This is a genomic window from Butyrivibrio sp. (assembly GCF_015056685.1).
Taxonomy (GTDB): Bacteria; Bacillota; Clostridia; order Lachnospirales; family Lachnospiraceae; genus Butyrivibrio.
In genome coordinates this window covers 1-16614 of the sequence record NZ_SVFW01000007.1, presented here as the reverse complement: position 1 = coordinate 16614, position 16614 = coordinate 1, and the positions used below count along the sequence as shown (strand labels likewise).

16 protein-coding genes and 1 tRNA gene are annotated in these 16614 nt (G+C 39.6%); 16 read left to right on the top strand and 1 reads right to left on the bottom strand.

Annotated elements, in window-relative coordinates:
• The first annotated feature begins 70 nt into the window (after positions 1 to 70).
• The 4 genes from E7303_RS03785 to E7303_RS03770 all read left to right on the top strand — a co-directional run bounded on the left by E7303_RS03785 (position 71) and on the right by E7303_RS03770 (position 4059).
• Positions 71 to 1783, top strand: coding sequence for an alpha-amylase family glycosyl hydrolase (locus E7303_RS03785; protein ID WP_292143907.1), 1713 nt, complete (start codon positions 71 to 73; stop codon positions 1781 to 1783).
• A 694-nt stretch (positions 1784 to 2477) separates the two neighbouring features.
• The gene (locus tag E7303_RS03780; protein ID WP_292143906.1) at positions 2478 to 2894 is read left to right on the top strand and encodes a hypothetical protein; all 417 of its coding nucleotides are present in this window, start codon (positions 2478 to 2480) and stop codon (positions 2892 to 2894) included.
• 351 nt (positions 2895 to 3245) lie between these two features.
• Positions 3246 to 3626 carry a nucleotidyltransferase domain-containing protein gene (locus E7303_RS03775; protein WP_292143905.1) on the top strand — a complete coding sequence of 127 codons (381 nt, stop codon included), beginning with the start codon at positions 3246 to 3248 and terminating at the stop codon, positions 3624 to 3626.
• An 85-nt stretch (positions 3627 to 3711) separates the two neighbouring features.
• A complete protein-coding gene (locus E7303_RS03770) occupies positions 3712 to 4059 on the top strand; it encodes a HEPN domain-containing protein (protein WP_292143904.1) in 348 nt (115 codons plus the stop codon).
• Between the two features lie 1130 nt (positions 4060 to 5189).
• On the opposite strand, the gene E7303_RS03765 is transcribed toward E7303_RS03770, so the two are convergent.
• A tRNA-Trp gene (locus E7303_RS03765) sits at positions 5190 to 5261 on the bottom strand.
• A 126-nt stretch (positions 5262 to 5387) separates the two neighbouring features.
• On the opposite strand from E7303_RS03765, the gene E7303_RS03760 reads away from it, so the two are divergent.
• From E7303_RS03760 to E7303_RS03705, 12 genes are all read left to right on the top strand, one after another.
• Positions 5388 to 6071: an HAD family hydrolase gene (locus tag E7303_RS03760; RefSeq protein WP_292143903.1), complete on the top strand. Its 684-nt coding sequence runs from the start codon at positions 5388 to 5390 to the stop codon at positions 6069 to 6071.
• A 13-nt stretch (positions 6072 to 6084) separates the two neighbouring features.
• Complete coding sequence (gene pepF / locus E7303_RS03755; RefSeq protein WP_292143902.1) at positions 6085 to 7881, top strand: oligoendopeptidase F; 1797 nt, start codon at positions 6085 to 6087, stop codon at positions 7879 to 7881.
• Between the two features lie 46 nt (positions 7882 to 7927).
• On the top strand, positions 7928 to 8542 hold the full coding sequence (locus E7303_RS03750; RefSeq protein WP_292143901.1) for a flavin reductase family protein: 615 nt from the start codon (positions 7928 to 7930) through the stop codon (positions 8540 to 8542).
• Entirely contained in the window at positions 8539 to 9084 is a 546-nt protein-coding gene (locus E7303_RS03745; RefSeq protein WP_103870203.1) for a VanZ family protein, read from the top strand. Before E7303_RS03750 ends, E7303_RS03745 begins: the two co-directional genes overlap by 4 nt.
• 172 nt (positions 9085 to 9256) lie before the next feature.
• Positions 9257 to 9781 (top strand): translation initiation factor IF-3, encoded by a 525-nt coding sequence (gene infC / locus E7303_RS03740; protein WP_022773738.1) that lies wholly within the window; start codon positions 9257 to 9259, stop codon positions 9779 to 9781.
• A gap of 68 nt (positions 9782 to 9849) precedes the next feature.
• On the top strand, positions 9850 to 10050 hold the full coding sequence (gene rpmI, locus E7303_RS03735) for a 50S ribosomal protein L35 (protein ID WP_013280183.1): 201 nt from the start codon (positions 9850 to 9852) through the stop codon (positions 10048 to 10050).
• A 59-nt stretch (positions 10051 to 10109) separates the two neighbouring features.
• Positions 10110 to 10466 carry a 50S ribosomal protein L20 gene (rplT, locus tag E7303_RS03730; RefSeq protein WP_022773739.1) on the top strand — a complete coding sequence of 119 codons (357 nt, stop codon included), beginning with the start codon at positions 10110 to 10112 and terminating at the stop codon, positions 10464 to 10466.
• A 138-nt stretch (positions 10467 to 10604) separates the two neighbouring features.
• Positions 10605 to 12044 (top strand): aminoacyl-histidine dipeptidase, encoded by a 1440-nt coding sequence (locus tag E7303_RS03725; RefSeq protein WP_292143900.1) that lies wholly within the window; start codon positions 10605 to 10607, stop codon positions 12042 to 12044.
• Positions 12045 to 12069: 25 nt separating this feature from the next.
• Positions 12070 to 12648, top strand: a complete 579-nt coding sequence (locus E7303_RS03720; RefSeq protein WP_292143899.1) for a TetR/AcrR family transcriptional regulator — start codon at positions 12070 to 12072, stop codon at positions 12646 to 12648.
• Positions 12645 to 15017: an alpha-galactosidase gene (locus E7303_RS03715; protein ID WP_292143898.1), complete on the top strand. Its 2373-nt coding sequence runs from the start codon at positions 12645 to 12647 to the stop codon at positions 15015 to 15017. The genes E7303_RS03720 and E7303_RS03715 overlap by 4 nt, the downstream gene beginning before the upstream one ends.
• Before the next feature lie 33 nt (positions 15018 to 15050).
• Positions 15051 to 16085, top strand: a complete 1035-nt coding sequence (locus E7303_RS03710) for an aldo/keto reductase (RefSeq protein ID WP_292143897.1) — start codon at positions 15051 to 15053, stop codon at positions 16083 to 16085.
• A 66-nt stretch (positions 16086 to 16151) separates the two neighbouring features.
• Positions 16152 to 16421 carry a DUF1858 domain-containing protein gene (locus E7303_RS03705; RefSeq protein ID WP_292143896.1) on the top strand — a complete coding sequence of 90 codons (270 nt, stop codon included), beginning with the start codon at positions 16152 to 16154 and terminating at the stop codon, positions 16419 to 16421.
• Positions 16422 to 16614 lie beyond the last annotated feature (193 nt).

Sequence of the window (16614 nt, the reverse complement as noted above, 5' to 3'; positions counted from 1 at the left end):
GATAGAATTTGCAATTGGTAAATATGCTCAAAGATGTGCTATCATATGCTTTGTTAGGAGATGAAGAATTATGAAAAAGAATTGTTGGTATAAGGCTACTGCAGCTTTCCTTGCTGCGACGCTTCTTTTACCCGGATGTGGAAAAGCAGTTAACGAAAAAATGGCTTCAGAGCTGAATGTTATTGATGACAAGTATAGAACGACCTATGAGATTTTTGTTTATTCTTTTTACGACAGTGATGGAGATGGAATCGGGGATCTCAAAGGAGTTACGGAAAAACTTGATTACATAAATGATGGGAATGATACCACAGATACTGATCTTGGCTGTAATGAGATATGGCTGATGCCTGTTTCGCCATCTCCGACATATCACAAATATGATGTAACTGATTATAAGGATATCGACCCGCAGTACGGAACAATTGAGGATTTCGATGAGCTTGTGGATGAATGTCATAAAAGAGGAGTTAATGTTATTGTTGATACTGTTTTAAACCATACCTCCGTTGAGCATCCCTGGTTTAAAGCGGCTGCACAATATATATCAGATAATGCTGATATTCTTTTGACCAGAAATGAGACTGCAGACAGACAATCTGATGATACTGCGGATCTTATCTTTTTTGAGGAAGATTATCAGGCGTGCCCATATATTTCTTACTACAATTTTTCTTATGAGAAATTTGACGGTTATGAACCTCTTCCGGGAACTGACTTTTATTATGAGGCAAGATTTTGCTCTGGGATGCCGGACCTTAACCTTGATAATGAGGCTGTAAGGGATGAGATAAAAGATATTGCGCAGTTCTGGATAGATCATGGCGTTGACGGATTCAGGCTTGATGCGGTGTCTTACTATTATACAGGCGATGATTCCAAAAACATTGAGTTTTTGACATGGCTTAATGACACGGTTAAATCACAAAAAGAAGATGCTTACATTGTCGGTGAGTGCTGGACTAATTCAAGTACTTACCTGAAGTACTATAAGAGCGGTGTTGACAGCTTTTTTGACTTTGACTTTGCGGGAAGTGAGGGCACTATTGCAGGCGTTGCAAGAGGAACGAGCGCTGCAGCTAATTACGGTAAAGCTCTTGAAAAGATAGAAAGTCAGCTGGCTGAAATTAGCGGCACTGCCATCGATGCGCCTTTTTACACTAATCATGATATGGCCAGATCTGCTGGGTATTTTACCGGAAAAGGCAGTCAGGACAAGGTGAAGCTTGCCGGAGCACTTAACCTTCTTATGACTGGAAATGCGTTTATCTATTATGGTGAAGAACTGGGAATGAAGGGCTCTGGTAAAGATGAGAATAAAAGGGCTCCAATGCAGTGGAGTTCTACTGACCTGACAGGCATGTGCAATGGCCCTGCTGATATGGACAAGTTTGATATGAAGTATCCGGCTCTTGATGAGCAGGCGGCAGATGAGTACTCAATTTTTAACTATTACAAGGCAGCTATAAAACTCAGAAATATGTTCCCTGTGATCGCAAGAGGGAAAACTGTAGTTGTGGACTCTCTTTCAGATGGTGATATCTCAGCCTTTGTCAGGGAGAAAAAAGAGGAAAGCAGCTACGATACAGATGAAGAGAAGCTTCTGATTCTGATCAATACATCAGATGAAGCCAAGACAGTGGATATTTCCACAGATGATATGTCGAAAGATTATACGAAGCTTGTGTATAACCTTTGCACAGGCGAGGAGAAATGTGAATATAATGATGGGAAAGTGGTAATACCTGCCTATGGAATAGCAGTATTAGCAGCCGGGAACTAAAGTTACAGTACAGTAAATAAATTAATAATTTTAGAGTAACTGTGTTGATTATTAAGATTAATTTGCTATAATGAAAGCATAAAAAGGTGCTACCCGTACAGCAACGGTTAGTCCGAAATTACATAGTGATTAAAATAACCGCTAGTTGTTCAGGCTTGGCGGTTATTTTAATGCTTGCTATTCCTACCGATGGAATAGCCAAGACCAAAGAACGTTGCACAAAGGGCAAGTACTGCAATCAAGCCTTCCATATAGCAATAAATTAAGCCTTGTAAATCCAAATCGTAATAAGGATGACAAGGCTTTATTTTTTCGTAAATGATCACTTGAGTTGTAGCTATGATTGATTGCTTTACATGATTAGTACGCAGATTTGTACCCTAAAATTACCCTAATTTTACTGTTCCAAAACGTACTTTTTTGAACCAAAACAGACATTTACAATAAAAGAATTATAGTAACAAAAAAGACTGAAACCTCAGAGAATATCTGGATTCCAGTCTTTTTACATTTAGCAGGGGAAGCAGGATTCGAACCCGTTTTCCTGACTTTCATAAATACAGATAGAAAGGAGCCAAAAAAATTAAAGGAGGGCCCTCAGGTCCTCCCGCGGTCCCAGTCCTCACGAGTATCTGGAACTTAGTCACTATAATCATTTTATATGTTAAGAACCTTATTTGTCAATGAATGCAATATGATGGAGTCAGAAATGCCACTCTTATCACCTCTCGATGTCTTCAATTATAGTTGCATCTGCTGTAGAAGCAACTTCGAGGATGAATTCACTGAAGACAATCATTATACGGGAAGTGGTACAGCATATGTGAAGAAGGTTGAAGATGACGTTGATTTTTATAATGTAATAGAATCACTTAATTCAGTCGAAGACTTCCTAAATGACCCAGCTGTAATAAATGCAGGACAGAATGAGGATTTTTATACATCAAATTTAATCGGGACAGTCTTTGATTATCCAGAAGATGCATGCATTACCGAGTTTAATGAAGTAAACTTACCACTTAAACTAACTATTTATGATACGCCATATTATATTGTATGGAGTAAACTTATTGTAGATGCTACATCATCAGAGTCATCAACTCAGGAGTAACTATTTTTACATAATAATCGAAGTACAGCAGTAACTCTAACGAGCAAGAAACCCTCGATGTCGCCACATCGAGGGTTTCGTTTTGTCATAGAATATATAATCGCTTTTTATTGCGTTTCCGCATAATCATATTACTACAACTATTATTTTCAGTCAAATAGAACTCCCGTCGTGGGTTCGAGCCCCTTAGTGGAAAATAGATAGTTGTGACAATGATGGGATGGTAGAAATACCATCCTATTTTTGTTATTATAATTGTACCAAGACATCATTAGATATATTCGATATCATAAAAATCAATGCCTTGTTTTGAAGCCTTTTGGGCTATTATTTGTGATGAAAGGAGTTATCATGTGCAATATTGTAACAATGAAGAATAATGTTGGTGACTCTTTTGGAGTTGCAGACATAAAGAAAGATATTATTGAAGAAATAATTAAGATTGCAGCAGAATGTAAGCTGATTGATACTATTTATCTGTTTGGTTCATCTCTGGAAAAGAGATGTACTAAACGGTCAGACATCGATCTAGCCATAGTGAGTAACGTAACAAGGTCAAGGTTGTTTAGGTCAAAGTCCTATGATGACTTCAAGACAAAGCTCTATAAGATAAACGAAGATCAGGATTATGATATCTTGACTTTTAATTCACAGGCTGCACTTGATAAAAGTACAGAATTTGTAGCCAGAGATATATTAACGAAAGGAAAGATTATTTTTAAGAATGTTTGAGGAATATCTTACAAAATCGTTGTCTGATTTAGTGTTAGCTCGACAGGCAATTTGTAATTACCAGAGTAATAATGGACTTAAAGACATGAAGAATCTAGCTTCATATCATGTTCAACAGGCAATCGAGAAAATGTTGAAATATTGCATCTATAACAAGCAAACAAATGGAGTGAAGGAATTATATATCCATGACTTGGATAGGCTTATCAAAGATCATTGTGTAAAATATGGCATTTCAGTTCCCAAAAAGATTGTCAAAAATGCAAATGAGTATACCAGATGGGAAGCTGAAAGCCGCTATTCACTGAAATACTCTGTGAGAATTACATCTATTATCGGTGCATTGGTTGAAGCAGAGGATTGGCTTCTTACGCTAAAACCATCCTACAAGAAAAATATTACGCATTATAGAAACAAGTATAAGTTCAAATAAGTTTTTACGATTGACAAGCGATTTACCACCCTAAAATCACCCTAAATTAAATGTTCCAAAACGTACTTTCTTGAACCAAAACAGACATTTACAATAAAAGAATTATAGTAACAAAAAAGACTGAAACCTCAGAGAATATCTGGATTCCAGCCTTTTCTTTATGAGCAGGGGAAGCAGGATTCGAACCCGCTTTCCTGACTTTCCCAAATACAGATAGAAAGGAGCATCGAGCATCTTTTATTATTAACCTTTTATCATTTATTAGTTTTTGGATTTGTTTACCATACGGAAGATATGGCTTAGGCATATTAGAAAAACTCCTCAAGAAAAAAATTAAAGGAGGGCCCTCAGGTCCTCCCGCGGTCCCAGTCCTCACGAGTATCTGGAACTTAGTCACTATAATCATTTTATATGTTAAGAACCTTATGGTCAATGAATGCAATATGATAAAAGTTAATAGAAATGACGTTTTCCAGTTTAGAGCTATTTAGGTTGTTCATCCATGTGGTCTATAGTAACCTTAACGTTTGACAACTGAATATTGAATAGAGGGCACGAGCGCCATGAACGCTCGTGCCTTTTAAATGCAAAAATATAAAAGACAAAAACAGATTGTAAAGATATTATGCTTATGATAATGTAGTAAAGCCGTGTACCTCCAGCAGAAAGGAGGTGAGGCAGCACATGGAGTATATCATCGCATTCATTATCTCTGTATTGGCAAGTATAGTCGCCTACTATATTTGCAAATGGCTAGACAGGGATGAGTAGCACGGTACTAGCCTGAGAATAGCTCACTCTAACGAGCAAGAAACCCTCGATGTCGCCACACCGAGGGTTTCGTTTTGCCATAGAATATATCATCGCTTTTAATTGCGTTTCCGCACCATCATATTACTACAACTATTATGTTCAGTCAAATAAAACTCTTATAAAGAAACGTGATCAATAGCTGTTTTCCTACATTATACATGATTAGTACGCAGATTTGTACCCTAAAATTACCCTAATTTAAATGTTTCAAAATGTACTTTTTTGAACCAAAACAGACATTTACAACAAAAGATTTTTAACAACAAAAAAGACTGAAACTCCAGCAATTATCTGGATTCCAGTCTTTTCTTTTTGAGCAGGGGAAGCAGGATTCGAACCCGCATGAGCGGTTTTGGAGACCGGCATACTAGCCATTGTATGATTCCCCTTTATTTATGGCTTTTGCACCAACGAATGTTATTCTAGCATAGACAATAGATGTTGTAAAGAAGATTTTTTAATTTGCACTGGTAAAAAATGTTATAATCTTCCTAATTGTAAAAGGAGTGCGGAATATGGCTTACAAATATAAGAATTACATCTTTGATCTATATGGAACTTTAGTGGATATCCACACAGATGAGGAACAGCCTGAGCTTTGGGTGAAAATGGTCCAAAAGCTTTCTGAAGAATATGGCGCAGATTACACAGGAGCAGACCTTCGTGAGAAATATCTTTTGGCATGTAAAGAGGAAACAGATGCCCTTATTGAGAAGACTCACGCGGAGTATCCGGAGATAAAAATTGAAAATGTCTGGGCAAGGCTAATAGAAGATGGAATCAGAAATTGTGGCAATAAGACAGTTGATCCAACTAGTTTGGAAGGGCTTTGCATATTTTTTAGGGAAGCTTCACGTGATAAGCTATGCAAATACCCTGATACTGACAGACTTTTGACTAATCTTAAAACTGCCGGGAAAAAGGTATTTCTTTTGTCTAATGCACAGCTCTTTTTTACCAGGAAAGAGCTTGAAGATGTGGATATTGCAAAGTACTTTGATGACATTTTCATATCGTCAGATAATGGTGTAAAAAAGCCTCAGAAAGAATTCATGGAAAAACTGTTAAAAAAGCATGGATTAAACCCTACTGAATGCGTTATGATAGGGAATGAGGTTTTTAGCGATGGTGGAGTAGCCAAGGCAAATGGCGTAGATTACATCTTCGTACAGGATGGAGATTTCTCTAAAATAATATAGAAGGAGAAAAGAAATGCAGGAAAGATTACCAAAAAGAGATGAGGTCGCAAAGGAACTTACATGGCGACTTGAGGATATTTTCGAAAATGAGGAAAAGTGGGAAGAAGAGCTTAAAAAGATAAGTGAAGTAGCTGATAAGATTGCAGCTCTTCAGGGGAAGCTTTCTGATGGAAAGTGCCTTCTTGAGGCGTTTAAACTTTCAGAGGAACTTGAACTTTTAGTGGACAGAGTTCATGGATATGCTCATAAGAGATTTGATCAGGATACATCCAACTCTAGGTATCAGGGAATGAGCGGAAGGTCAATGTCAGCTTACGTTGCTGCAGGAGAAAAAACAGCCTTCATGAACCCTGAGATTGTTGATATTTCTGATGAGGAGCTTGAAAAGCTCTATGCACAGGTTCCTGAGCTTGACAGATACAAGAGAGCAATAAAGGACATCAGAAGATTAAAGGCTCACATGCTTGACAGCAACATGGAAGCTCTTTTGGCATCAGCAAGTGAGCTTGAGGGCGCTTCTCAGAAGGCCTTCGGAATGCTTGCAAACGCTGACCTTAAGTTCCCTTCAGTAAAAGATTCAAAGGGAGAAGAGGTTCAGCTTTCACAGGGAAGATTTGTTCCAACACAGATGTCTCATGACAGAGACTTGAGAAAGGCAAGTTTTGAGGCTTTCTATACAAGATTTGCAGAGTTCAAAAATACATGGACTGCTATGTATGACGGTGAAGTTAAGGCCAGGATCTTCGAGTCAAAGGCAAGAAAATACAATTCATGCTTTGAGGCGGCAGTTGATGGTAACAACGTATCACCTTTAGTTTGCGATTCGCTGTTTGAGTCCATTCATGGCAACATGGACAAAATGCACAGATACGTGTCACTCAGGAAAAAGCTCCTTGGAGTAGACGAACTTCACATGTATGATGTATATGTTTCAATGATCCCTGATTTTGACATGAATGTCACATATGATGAGGCAAAAGAGATCTCTCTTAAGGCCCTTGCTCCTCTTGGCGAAGATTATCTTGCAGTCGTAAAAGAGGCATATGAGAACAGATGGATTGATGTTGTTGAGAATGAAGGAAAGAGAAGCGGTGCGTATTCCTCAAATGTATACGGAACGCATCCATATATGCTTCTTAACTACAATGATACTTTGAATGATGTCTTTACACTTGTTCATGAGATGGGACATTCAATGCATTCATGGTATTCAAGCAAGGCACAGCACATTCTTGATGCAGGTTACAAGATCTTCGTTGCAGAAGTAGCGTCTACTACTAATGAAGTTCTTTTGTATCATTATCTTAAAGATCATGCTAAGAGCAAGGAAGAAAAGGCCTTTATCGTAAATCACTTCCTTGAGAGCTTTAAGAGCACAATGTTCCGTCAGACAATGTTTGAGGAATTTGAGAGAAAGACCTGCAAGATGGCTGAAGATGGTGAGCCTCTTACAGCAGAGTCTCTTTATAATGTATACTATAACCTCAATAAGGAGTACTTTGGCGAGGATATGATCTCTGATGAACTTATTGGATGGGAGTGGTGCAGAATTCCACACTTCTATTACAACTTCTATGTTTATCAGTATGCTACAAGCTTTGCTGCTGCTGTTGCGATTGCAGACAGAATTCTTAAAGAGGGTGCTCCTGCAGTAGAGCAGTACAAGAAGTTCCTCTCAAGCGGATGCACACAGGATCCTGTAAGCCTCTTAAAGATCGCAGGTGTTGATCTTACAACAAAGGCTCCTATCGATGCGGCACTTAAGGTATTTGGCGAAGCTCTCGATGAGATGGAAGAAATCATGAAGTAAGTTGTGGCAGAAAGTTTTTTCTGCCTGGATATAAGGCGGTGCTTATATGGCAAAAGAAATATGGCGACCAGGTAATATGCTTTATCCCACACCTGCAGTTATGGTTAGCTGTCAGCGTGAGGGTGAAAAGCCTAACATAATAACTGTTGCATGGGCTGGGACTATCTGTAGTGACCCGGCCATGCTATCAATATCTGTGCGTAAAGAGAGATATTCCTATGATATTCTCAAGGAGACAGGGGAATTTGTAGTCAATCTCACAAGTAAAAAGCTTACAAGGGCAGCAGACTGGTGCGGTGTACGTTCTGGACGTGAATACGATAAGTTTAAAGAAATGAACTTAACACCTCTTGAATCCCAGAAAATATCAGCTCCGGGAATAGCTGAAAGCCCTGTTAATATCGAGTGCAAGGTAAAACAGTCAATTGATCTGGGAAGCCATACTATCTTTATCGCAGAGGTTATGTGTGTTACAGTAGATGACAAATTACTTGATGACAAGGGAAGGCTTGATCTTGGAAAGGCTAAGCTTGTGGCTTATTCCCATGGCGAGTATTTTATGCTTGGGGAAAAAGTCGGAAAGTTTGGCTATAGTGTTGCAAAAAAGACTGCTGATAAAAAAGGAAAGAGCAAAACAGCTAAGGCAAAGAAGAAAAAATGAAGTATTTTTTAATGTATATCAAACAAACATTGCGGTTTGTGCTTAAGCCACTTTCTTTTGTACCCGCGATCATAATGATGTGTGTGATATTCATGTTTTCAGGACAGGAAGGCGACGTGAGCAGCCAGCTCAGCTATCAGGTTGGTATAAAGGTTTTCAGCTATGCCAATGAGAAGCTTGACAGGGGCTGGTCCAAGGCTCAGATTGAAGATCTGTCCGAAGCATCGCAGTTCTATGTCAGAAAGACCGCCCATGTCACAGAATATTTTTTACTGGCAGTGTCTGTTGCGTTTCCTCTATATGTATATGGACTCAGGGGGCCGCTCCTGGTGCTTTTTGCCGGAGCTTTCTGCGCTGGATTTGCCTGCCTTGATGAGTACCACCAGTCCTTTGTATCAGGGCGTAGTCCTTCAAAAAGAGATGTCCTGATTGACTGCATGGGAATTTTGCCTGGTATAATTATTACCAGAATTGTTGGCTGGACAGGGCGAATGACGATATTCAGACCACTTGCTAACAAGAAAAAACAAAAAGGGTATTGACAGCATATTTGGACTGTGATATCGTATATGAGTATTTGAAAACAAAGCAGAGTATCCACTCTCACCCTGCGGCAAGGGCTTCAGGTGTTAATATCTTTCAAAACAAACTTATTATGTTTGGATGAATTGAGATTACAGGTGGATACAATGTGTATTCACCTTTTTTCATAGTATGGAGGATAAAACCATTAGCGAGTTATTTATTAATGAACAGATCAGAGCTAAGGAAGTTCGTGTAATTGGTATTGATGGTGAGCAGCTTGGGGTTATGGCTATTGCAGATGCCAGAAAGATTGCTGACGATGAGGGTGTTGATCTTGTTATGATCGCGCCAACAGCTAAACCACCTGTTTGCAGAGTTGTTGATTACGGTAAATTTAAGTACGAACAGCTTCGCAAAGAGAAAGAAGCTAAGAAGAAACAGAAAACTGTCGAGATTAAAGAAATCAGACTTTCACCTAATATTGATACAAACGATCTTAATACTAAGGTGAATGCAGCTAAGAAGTTCCTTGAGAAAGGAAACAGAGTTAAGATCACTCTTCGTTTCCGTGGTCGTGAGATGGCTCACATGGGAGCAAGCGTACATATTCTTACAGATTTTGCTCAGGCACTTAGCGATGTTGCTGTTGTTGAGAAACAGCCTAAGGTTGAGGGACGTAGTATGACAATGTTCCTTGCCGAAAAGAAGAATTGATTTTTGCCAAGTATTGGTTAAAAATAAAGTTCCACAAAATTACTGAGATTCACAGGAGGATTTAAGTTATGCAGCAAAAGATGAAAACAAAGAGAGCTGCTGCCAAGAGATTCAAAGTTACTGGCACAGGAAAGCTCATGAGAAACAAAGCGTATAAGCGCCACATCTTAACAAAGAAGTCTACAAAGAGAAAGAGAAATCTTAGACATGCTGGACTTGTTGACGCTACAAATGTTAAGGCAATGAAGAGCATTCTTCCTTATGCATAAATTTTACGCTTAGTGAAGAATTGACAAGTTTGGTTATTAGAAATTAGGAGGATATTAAGATGGCAAGAGTTAAAGGCGCATTGAATGCCAAGAAGAAGCACAATAGAGTATTAAAGCTTGCAAAAGGTTACAGAGGAGCAAGATCAAAACAGTATAGAGTAGCAAAGCAGTCAGTTATGAGAGCACTTACATCTGCATTTGCTGGACGTAAGCAGAAGAAGAGAGATATGAGATCTCTTTGGATCACACGTATCAACGCAGCTGCTAGAATCAACGGTCTTTCATACAGCAACCTTATGCATGGTCTTAAGCTTGCAGGTGTTGACATCAACAGAAAGATGCTTGCTGAGCTCGCAGTAAATGATCCAGAAGGATTCAAGACACTTGCTGAGCTTGCAAAAACAAAGATTGCATAATTCAATCGGAAACTTTCATTGAAAAAATAGTTTTTTTGATATAGAATTAAGGAGTATCACATTGTGATATTCCTTTTTTTATGCAGTAAAAATGTAGATTTGAAGGAAACTGATATTTTTATAGTGGAGGATATAGATATGGCATACGAGAATTTACAACCAAAAGAAGTATTTCATTTTTTTGAGGAGCTGTGTAATATTCCACATGGTTCCGGAAATTTACAGAAAATAAGTGATTATCTTGTTTCTTTTGCCAAGGAAAGAAACCTTGAAGTTATTCAGGACAGTGAACTTAATGTAATTATTAAAGCTCCCGGAAGCAAGGGATACGAGGACAAAGAGCCTGTAATCCTGCAGGGACATATGGATATGGTTGCAGTTAAGGACGACTCTTGTGATATCGACATGCTCACAGAGGGACTTCGCTGCAAGACAGATGGAGAATATGTTTGGGCTGAGGGAACAAGCCTTGGCGGAGATGACGGAATTGCAGTTGCTTACTGCCTTGCACTTCTTGACTCTGATGAGATTCCTCATCCACCACTTGAGGTTGTTATCACAACCAATGAAGAGACAGGAATGTTTGGTGCTACAGCAATAGATCTTTCATCCTTAAAGGGTAAGAAGATGATCAATATCGATAACGAAGTGGAAGGCGCTTTCATTACAAGCTGTGCAGGTGGTGCCAGAATTTACTCGGATTTTTCTTTTGAAAAGGAAAATAAGAGCGGCGTTTTATATGAAGTAAAAGTAGACGGTTTGCTCGGTGGACATTCAGGCGAAATGATCAAGTGCGGAAGAGGTAATGCTAATCACATTTTGGCAAGAACTCTTTTGAATGCGATGGATGCTGCTGAGATCTCACTTGTATCAATCAAAGGCGGAGTTGCTGACAATGCTATCCCTTCAGGCGCTGTAGCTAAGGTTGTTGTTCCTGCTGGAAACGTAGTTGATTTTAAGGAGAGCGTAGAGCAGACTCTTGAGGAAGTTAAGGGTGAGCTTGAAGTTAAGGATCCTAACGTAAATATCACATGCACTGAGGTAGGAGCTGAGGATAACTATGCATGTGCTAAATTTGAAGATGGAAGAATGATCATCAGCGCAATCATTTCTTTACCTGACGGAGTTCAGGCTATGAGCGCAGCTGTTGAGGGACTTGTTGAGACTTCATTGAACCTTGGAATCATTAAGACAGAAGATTCAGCTATCACACTTGAGCACTCAGTCAGAAGCAGCGTTGAGTCTGCCAAGAACATGCTTATCAAAAAGGTTACAACAATCGTTACTACTTTTGGCGGAACATATTCAGTATCAGGCCAGTATCCGGGCTGGAAATACAGACAGCATTCAGAACTTCGTGAACACATGGTGAAGGTCTATGAAGAAATGTACGGAAAGAGTCCAAGACTTATGGCTATTCATGCAGGTCTTGAGTGTGGCATCTTAAGTGAAAAGATAAAGGGCCTTGATTGCATTTCAATCGGTCCTGATATGCAGGATATTCACTCAACAAAAGAGAGACTTTCTGTTAAGTCAGCAGGAAATGTTTGGGAATACCTTAAGGCAGTTTTGAAGTGATATTTTAAGTAGGAGGGGATTGCAATTGAACGAAATTAAAAAGAAAATCATGGATGCGGTTATCAGCCAGTTCAACAGTAAGGGAATGAAGTTCACTATGGATGATATTTCCAAGGAGCTTCATATCAGTAAAAAGACCATATATAAGGAATTTAATGACAAGGACGAGCTATTCTTTGCAACTGTAGACTACGGTTTTTCTGCCATTAAGGAAAAAGAGGCAGAGATCGTTGCAGATGATTCTTTAGAGCTTCTTGAAAAGATAGAAAAGCTTATTGTTTGTCTTCCTGATAATTACAAAAATATTGATTTCAGAAGGGTTTACCAGTTAAGGGAAAAGTTCCCTGATGTATATAAAAAGATAGCTGAAAGAGTAGAGAGTGACTGGGGGGAGACAGAAAGACTTCTTGAGCAGGCTATGAATGAAGGACTGATCAGGAAAATGCCAATCTCTTTTATCAAGCTCATAATAGAAGGTGCTATCGAGAAATTCTTAAGTTCAAAAGAACTCTCAAGCACAGGATACAGCTATGAGGAGTCTCTTAACGAGATGATCAATATAGTAATGAACGGACTTAAACTTCCACAAGGAGAAGATAAATGATCTTAACAAACGAGAAGGTATTTTTATTACAGACAAAAAACACATCATACATGTTTAGAAAGATTGCTAGTGGCCACTTGGAGCACCTGCATTATGGGGACAGGATTTTTTCAAACAGAGAGACCGGGGTAAGCATGCTTGACAGTATTGCAGAGACCATCGCACCCAAGCATTTCAACGGAGCCGGCAATACAATCGTATATTCAGATGAACACAATAAGATTCTTCTTGAGCAGCTCTGCCTTGAAATGAGCAGCTTTGGAAAGGGCGATATCAGGGATCCTTTTGTAGAACTTACTTATGCCGATGGATCCAATACTGTGGATTTTCTTTTTGATAAATATGAGATAAAAGAAGGCAAGGCAGCGCTTACGTCTCTTCCTTCGTCTTATGCGGAGTCTGTTGAAACTTCTGATGGTAAGGTTGAGCAGCTTATAGTTACCTTGAAGGACAAAGGGTATGGCTCAAGACTTGATCTTATCTATTCAGTATTTCCTGAATGTGATGTGATCACCAGAAGTGCAGTTCTTTACAATGATTCCGACAAGGAAATTAAAGTGGACAGAATCCTTAGTACTGCCGTTGACTTCAACTCTTCATCCTATAAGATGACATCTTTCCATGGAAGATGGGCAGATGAGATGGGCAAATATGAGAGCGTCTGCAATGGCGGAAAGGTAGTAAGTGAGGAGCTTGCAGCCGGAGAATCAGGATCAAGATCCAATCCTTTTGTTATCGTAAGCAGCGTTGATGCGGGTGAAGACCATGGCGATTGCTATGGATTTAACCTTATTTACAGCGGTAACCACTATGAAGCTCTTTCTTCTAATGGCTATAGCATGAGCAGATTTGTAAGCGGTATTCAGCCAACAGGATTTACTTGGCTTTTGGCACCGGGAGAGAGCTTTGAGACTCCTGAAGCTGTCATGACATTCTCTTCAAAGGGCATGAATGCTATGAGCATTAACATGCACGACTTTGTGAGAGAGCATGTGGTGAGAGGAACCTGGAAAAAGAAAGAGCGCCCAATCCTTATCAACAGCTGGGAGGCAGCATACTTTAACTTTACTCAGGGTTCACTTCTTTCTCTTGCAAAAGAAGCTAAGAAGTGCGGAATAGAGCTCTTTGTAATGGATGATGGCTGGTTCGGCGCAAGAAATGATGACAACTGCTCCCTTGGTGACTGGTATGAAAATAAGAAGAAACTTCCGGGAGGCTTAAAGGAGTTTTCTGAAAAGCTTGATGCACTTGGAATGATGTTTGGAATCTGGGTTGAGCCTGAGATGGTCAATGAGAACAGTGATCTTTACAGAGCACATCCTGACTGGGCTGTTACTGTTCCGGGACATCATCATTCAACCTGTAGAAATCAGATGAACCTGGACCTTACAAGAAGTGAAGTTCAGGACTACATAATTGAGTCCATGAAAAAGGTCTTTTCATCAGGAAAGATCTCATATGTAAAGTGGGATATGAACAGAACATTCTCTGACAGATATTCAAAGAGCCTTCCTGCTGAGAGACAGGGCGAGTTCCAGCACAGATATTATCTTGGACTGTACAGGATCATGAAAGAACTCACAGAGTCTTTCCCTGAAATACTGTTCGAGGGCTGCTCTGCCGGTGGCAACAGGTTTGATCTTGGAATCCTTAGCTACTTCCCACAGATCTGGGGAAGTGATGATACTGATGCAATGTGCAGGATTGATATTCAGAGAGGATACAGCTATGGCTATCCTGCAAGTACAGTAGGTGCCCATGTTTCTGCATGTCCTAACCATCAGACACTCAATACTGTGCCTCTTGAGACAAGATTTGAAGTTGCAGCGGCAGGCTGTTTTGGATACGAGCTCAATCTTTGTGATATGTCTGATGCAGACAAAAAAGCTATCACAAATCAGGTAGAATTCTATAAGAAGAACAGAGAATTGTTCCAGTTCGGAGATTATTATAGACTTCCTGAAGATGGTTATATTATAGTAAGTAAAGATAAGACTAAGGCAGTTGCTTTTGTTGTCCAGAAGGATGCAAGACCAAATAATGACTACAAGTGCCTTAAGACAATCGGCCTTGATGATGAAAAGATCTATAACATGGTCGGAAGAGTAGTTCCACACAGCATTAAGGAATTTGGAAGTCTTATAAATATGTTCACACCTGTTCATGTAAAGCAGGACGGAATTGTTCATGGCATAATCGATAAATTTATGGACATTAATGGTGAGGAGCAGAAGGCTACTGCTCTTGGAGCTGCATTTAATGGACATGGAGTAGCTTTTAACTCTGCATTTTGTGGCACGGGCAACAATGATGGAACACGTATAATGCGCACCGGCGACACAAGGCTTTACGTGTTCACACAGGCTTAAAGCAGAGGCTGCTTTCTGGTAGGAGGATTTAATATGAAGAATATTACTTTGGGCAGTACCGGCATTACTGCACCTCAAAATGGTTTCGGAGCACTTCCCATCCAGCGAGATGATATGGAGACTACAATCCATATTTTAAGGAAGGCTTACGATGGCGGCATGAGATTTTTTGATACTGCCAGAGCTTACAGTGATTCTGAGGAAAAGCTCGGCAGAGGCCTTATGGAATATGGAGTAAGGGATAACATCTATATCGCAACCAAGACTGCGGCCAAAGATCCCGAGAACTTTTGGAAGGATTTAGAGACTTCTCTTAAACTTCTACAGACTGATCATGTAGATATTTATCAGTTCCATATGGTTTCGCAGTGCTACAGACCCGGCGACGGCACGGGTATGTATGAGTGCATGGTGGAGGCCAAGGAAAAAGGACTTATAAAGCATATCGGAATCACAACTCACAAGCTCATGGTTGCTGAAGAGATCATAGAAAGTGGACTTTATGAGACCTTGCAGTATCCATTTAGCTATCTTTCTACTGATAAAGAAATAGAGCTTGTTCATAAGTGCAAAGAGCACAACATGGGCTTTATAGCTATGAAAGGACTTGCCGGAGGACTTATAAACAAGTCAGATGCTGCATTTGCCTTCATGAGCCAATTTGATAATGTTATGCCTATTTGGGGCATTCAGAGAGAAAAAGAGCTTGATGAATGGCTTTCATATATGGATGAATCACCGTCATTAACAGATTCTATTAAGGACTTTATTGCCGGGGAAAAAGAGGAATTGTCAGGAGATTTCTGTAGAGGTTGTGGTTATTGCATGCCTTGCCCTAAGGGGATTTTGATAAATAACTGCGCCAGAATGTCACTTATGATCAGAAGAGCCCCATCTGAAAGCTGGCTTGATGAGCATTGGCAAAAAGAAATGGCTAAGATTGATGACTGCATAAACTGCAGAGCCTGTACAAAGAAATGCCCATATGAGCTTAATACACCTGAACTTCTTAAAAAGAATTACGAAGATTACAAAAATGTACTTGCAGGTAAAGTGAGTGTGCGGTAAAATCATTTTACACAATTTAATTTATATAATAAAACATTATAGTTTAAAGTCTAAGGAGGTCATCATATGGGATTAAAGGACCTACTTTTCGGAAATGAAGAAGGAGAGAGAACAGAAATGGAAAACGAGAACTTAGTCACAACAGAAATGCTTGTTGGTGATATCATCACAAAGCATCCTCTTGCTGCACAGTTCCTTATGGAATGTGGAATGGGATGTATTCATTGCCCTGCATCACAGATGGAGTCACTTGCCGAGGCTTGCGCAGTACACGGAATCGACGCCGAAGAAATCGTCGACGCCCTCAACGACTACCTCGCAGAGCATAATGCATAAAAAATCGCCTCGTTTTCTGTTCTGAATAAGCATGAAAGAAAACGAGGCGAATTTTTATGTATTTACTGTTTCTTTGCAAATACTCCGAGCGATATGATGTAAAAAGAGGTCAGCCTTTCACGGCGCCTTCGATCATGCCTTCCATGATCTGCTTCTGGGCGATGAGGAAGATTATGATCATTGGAATAATTGC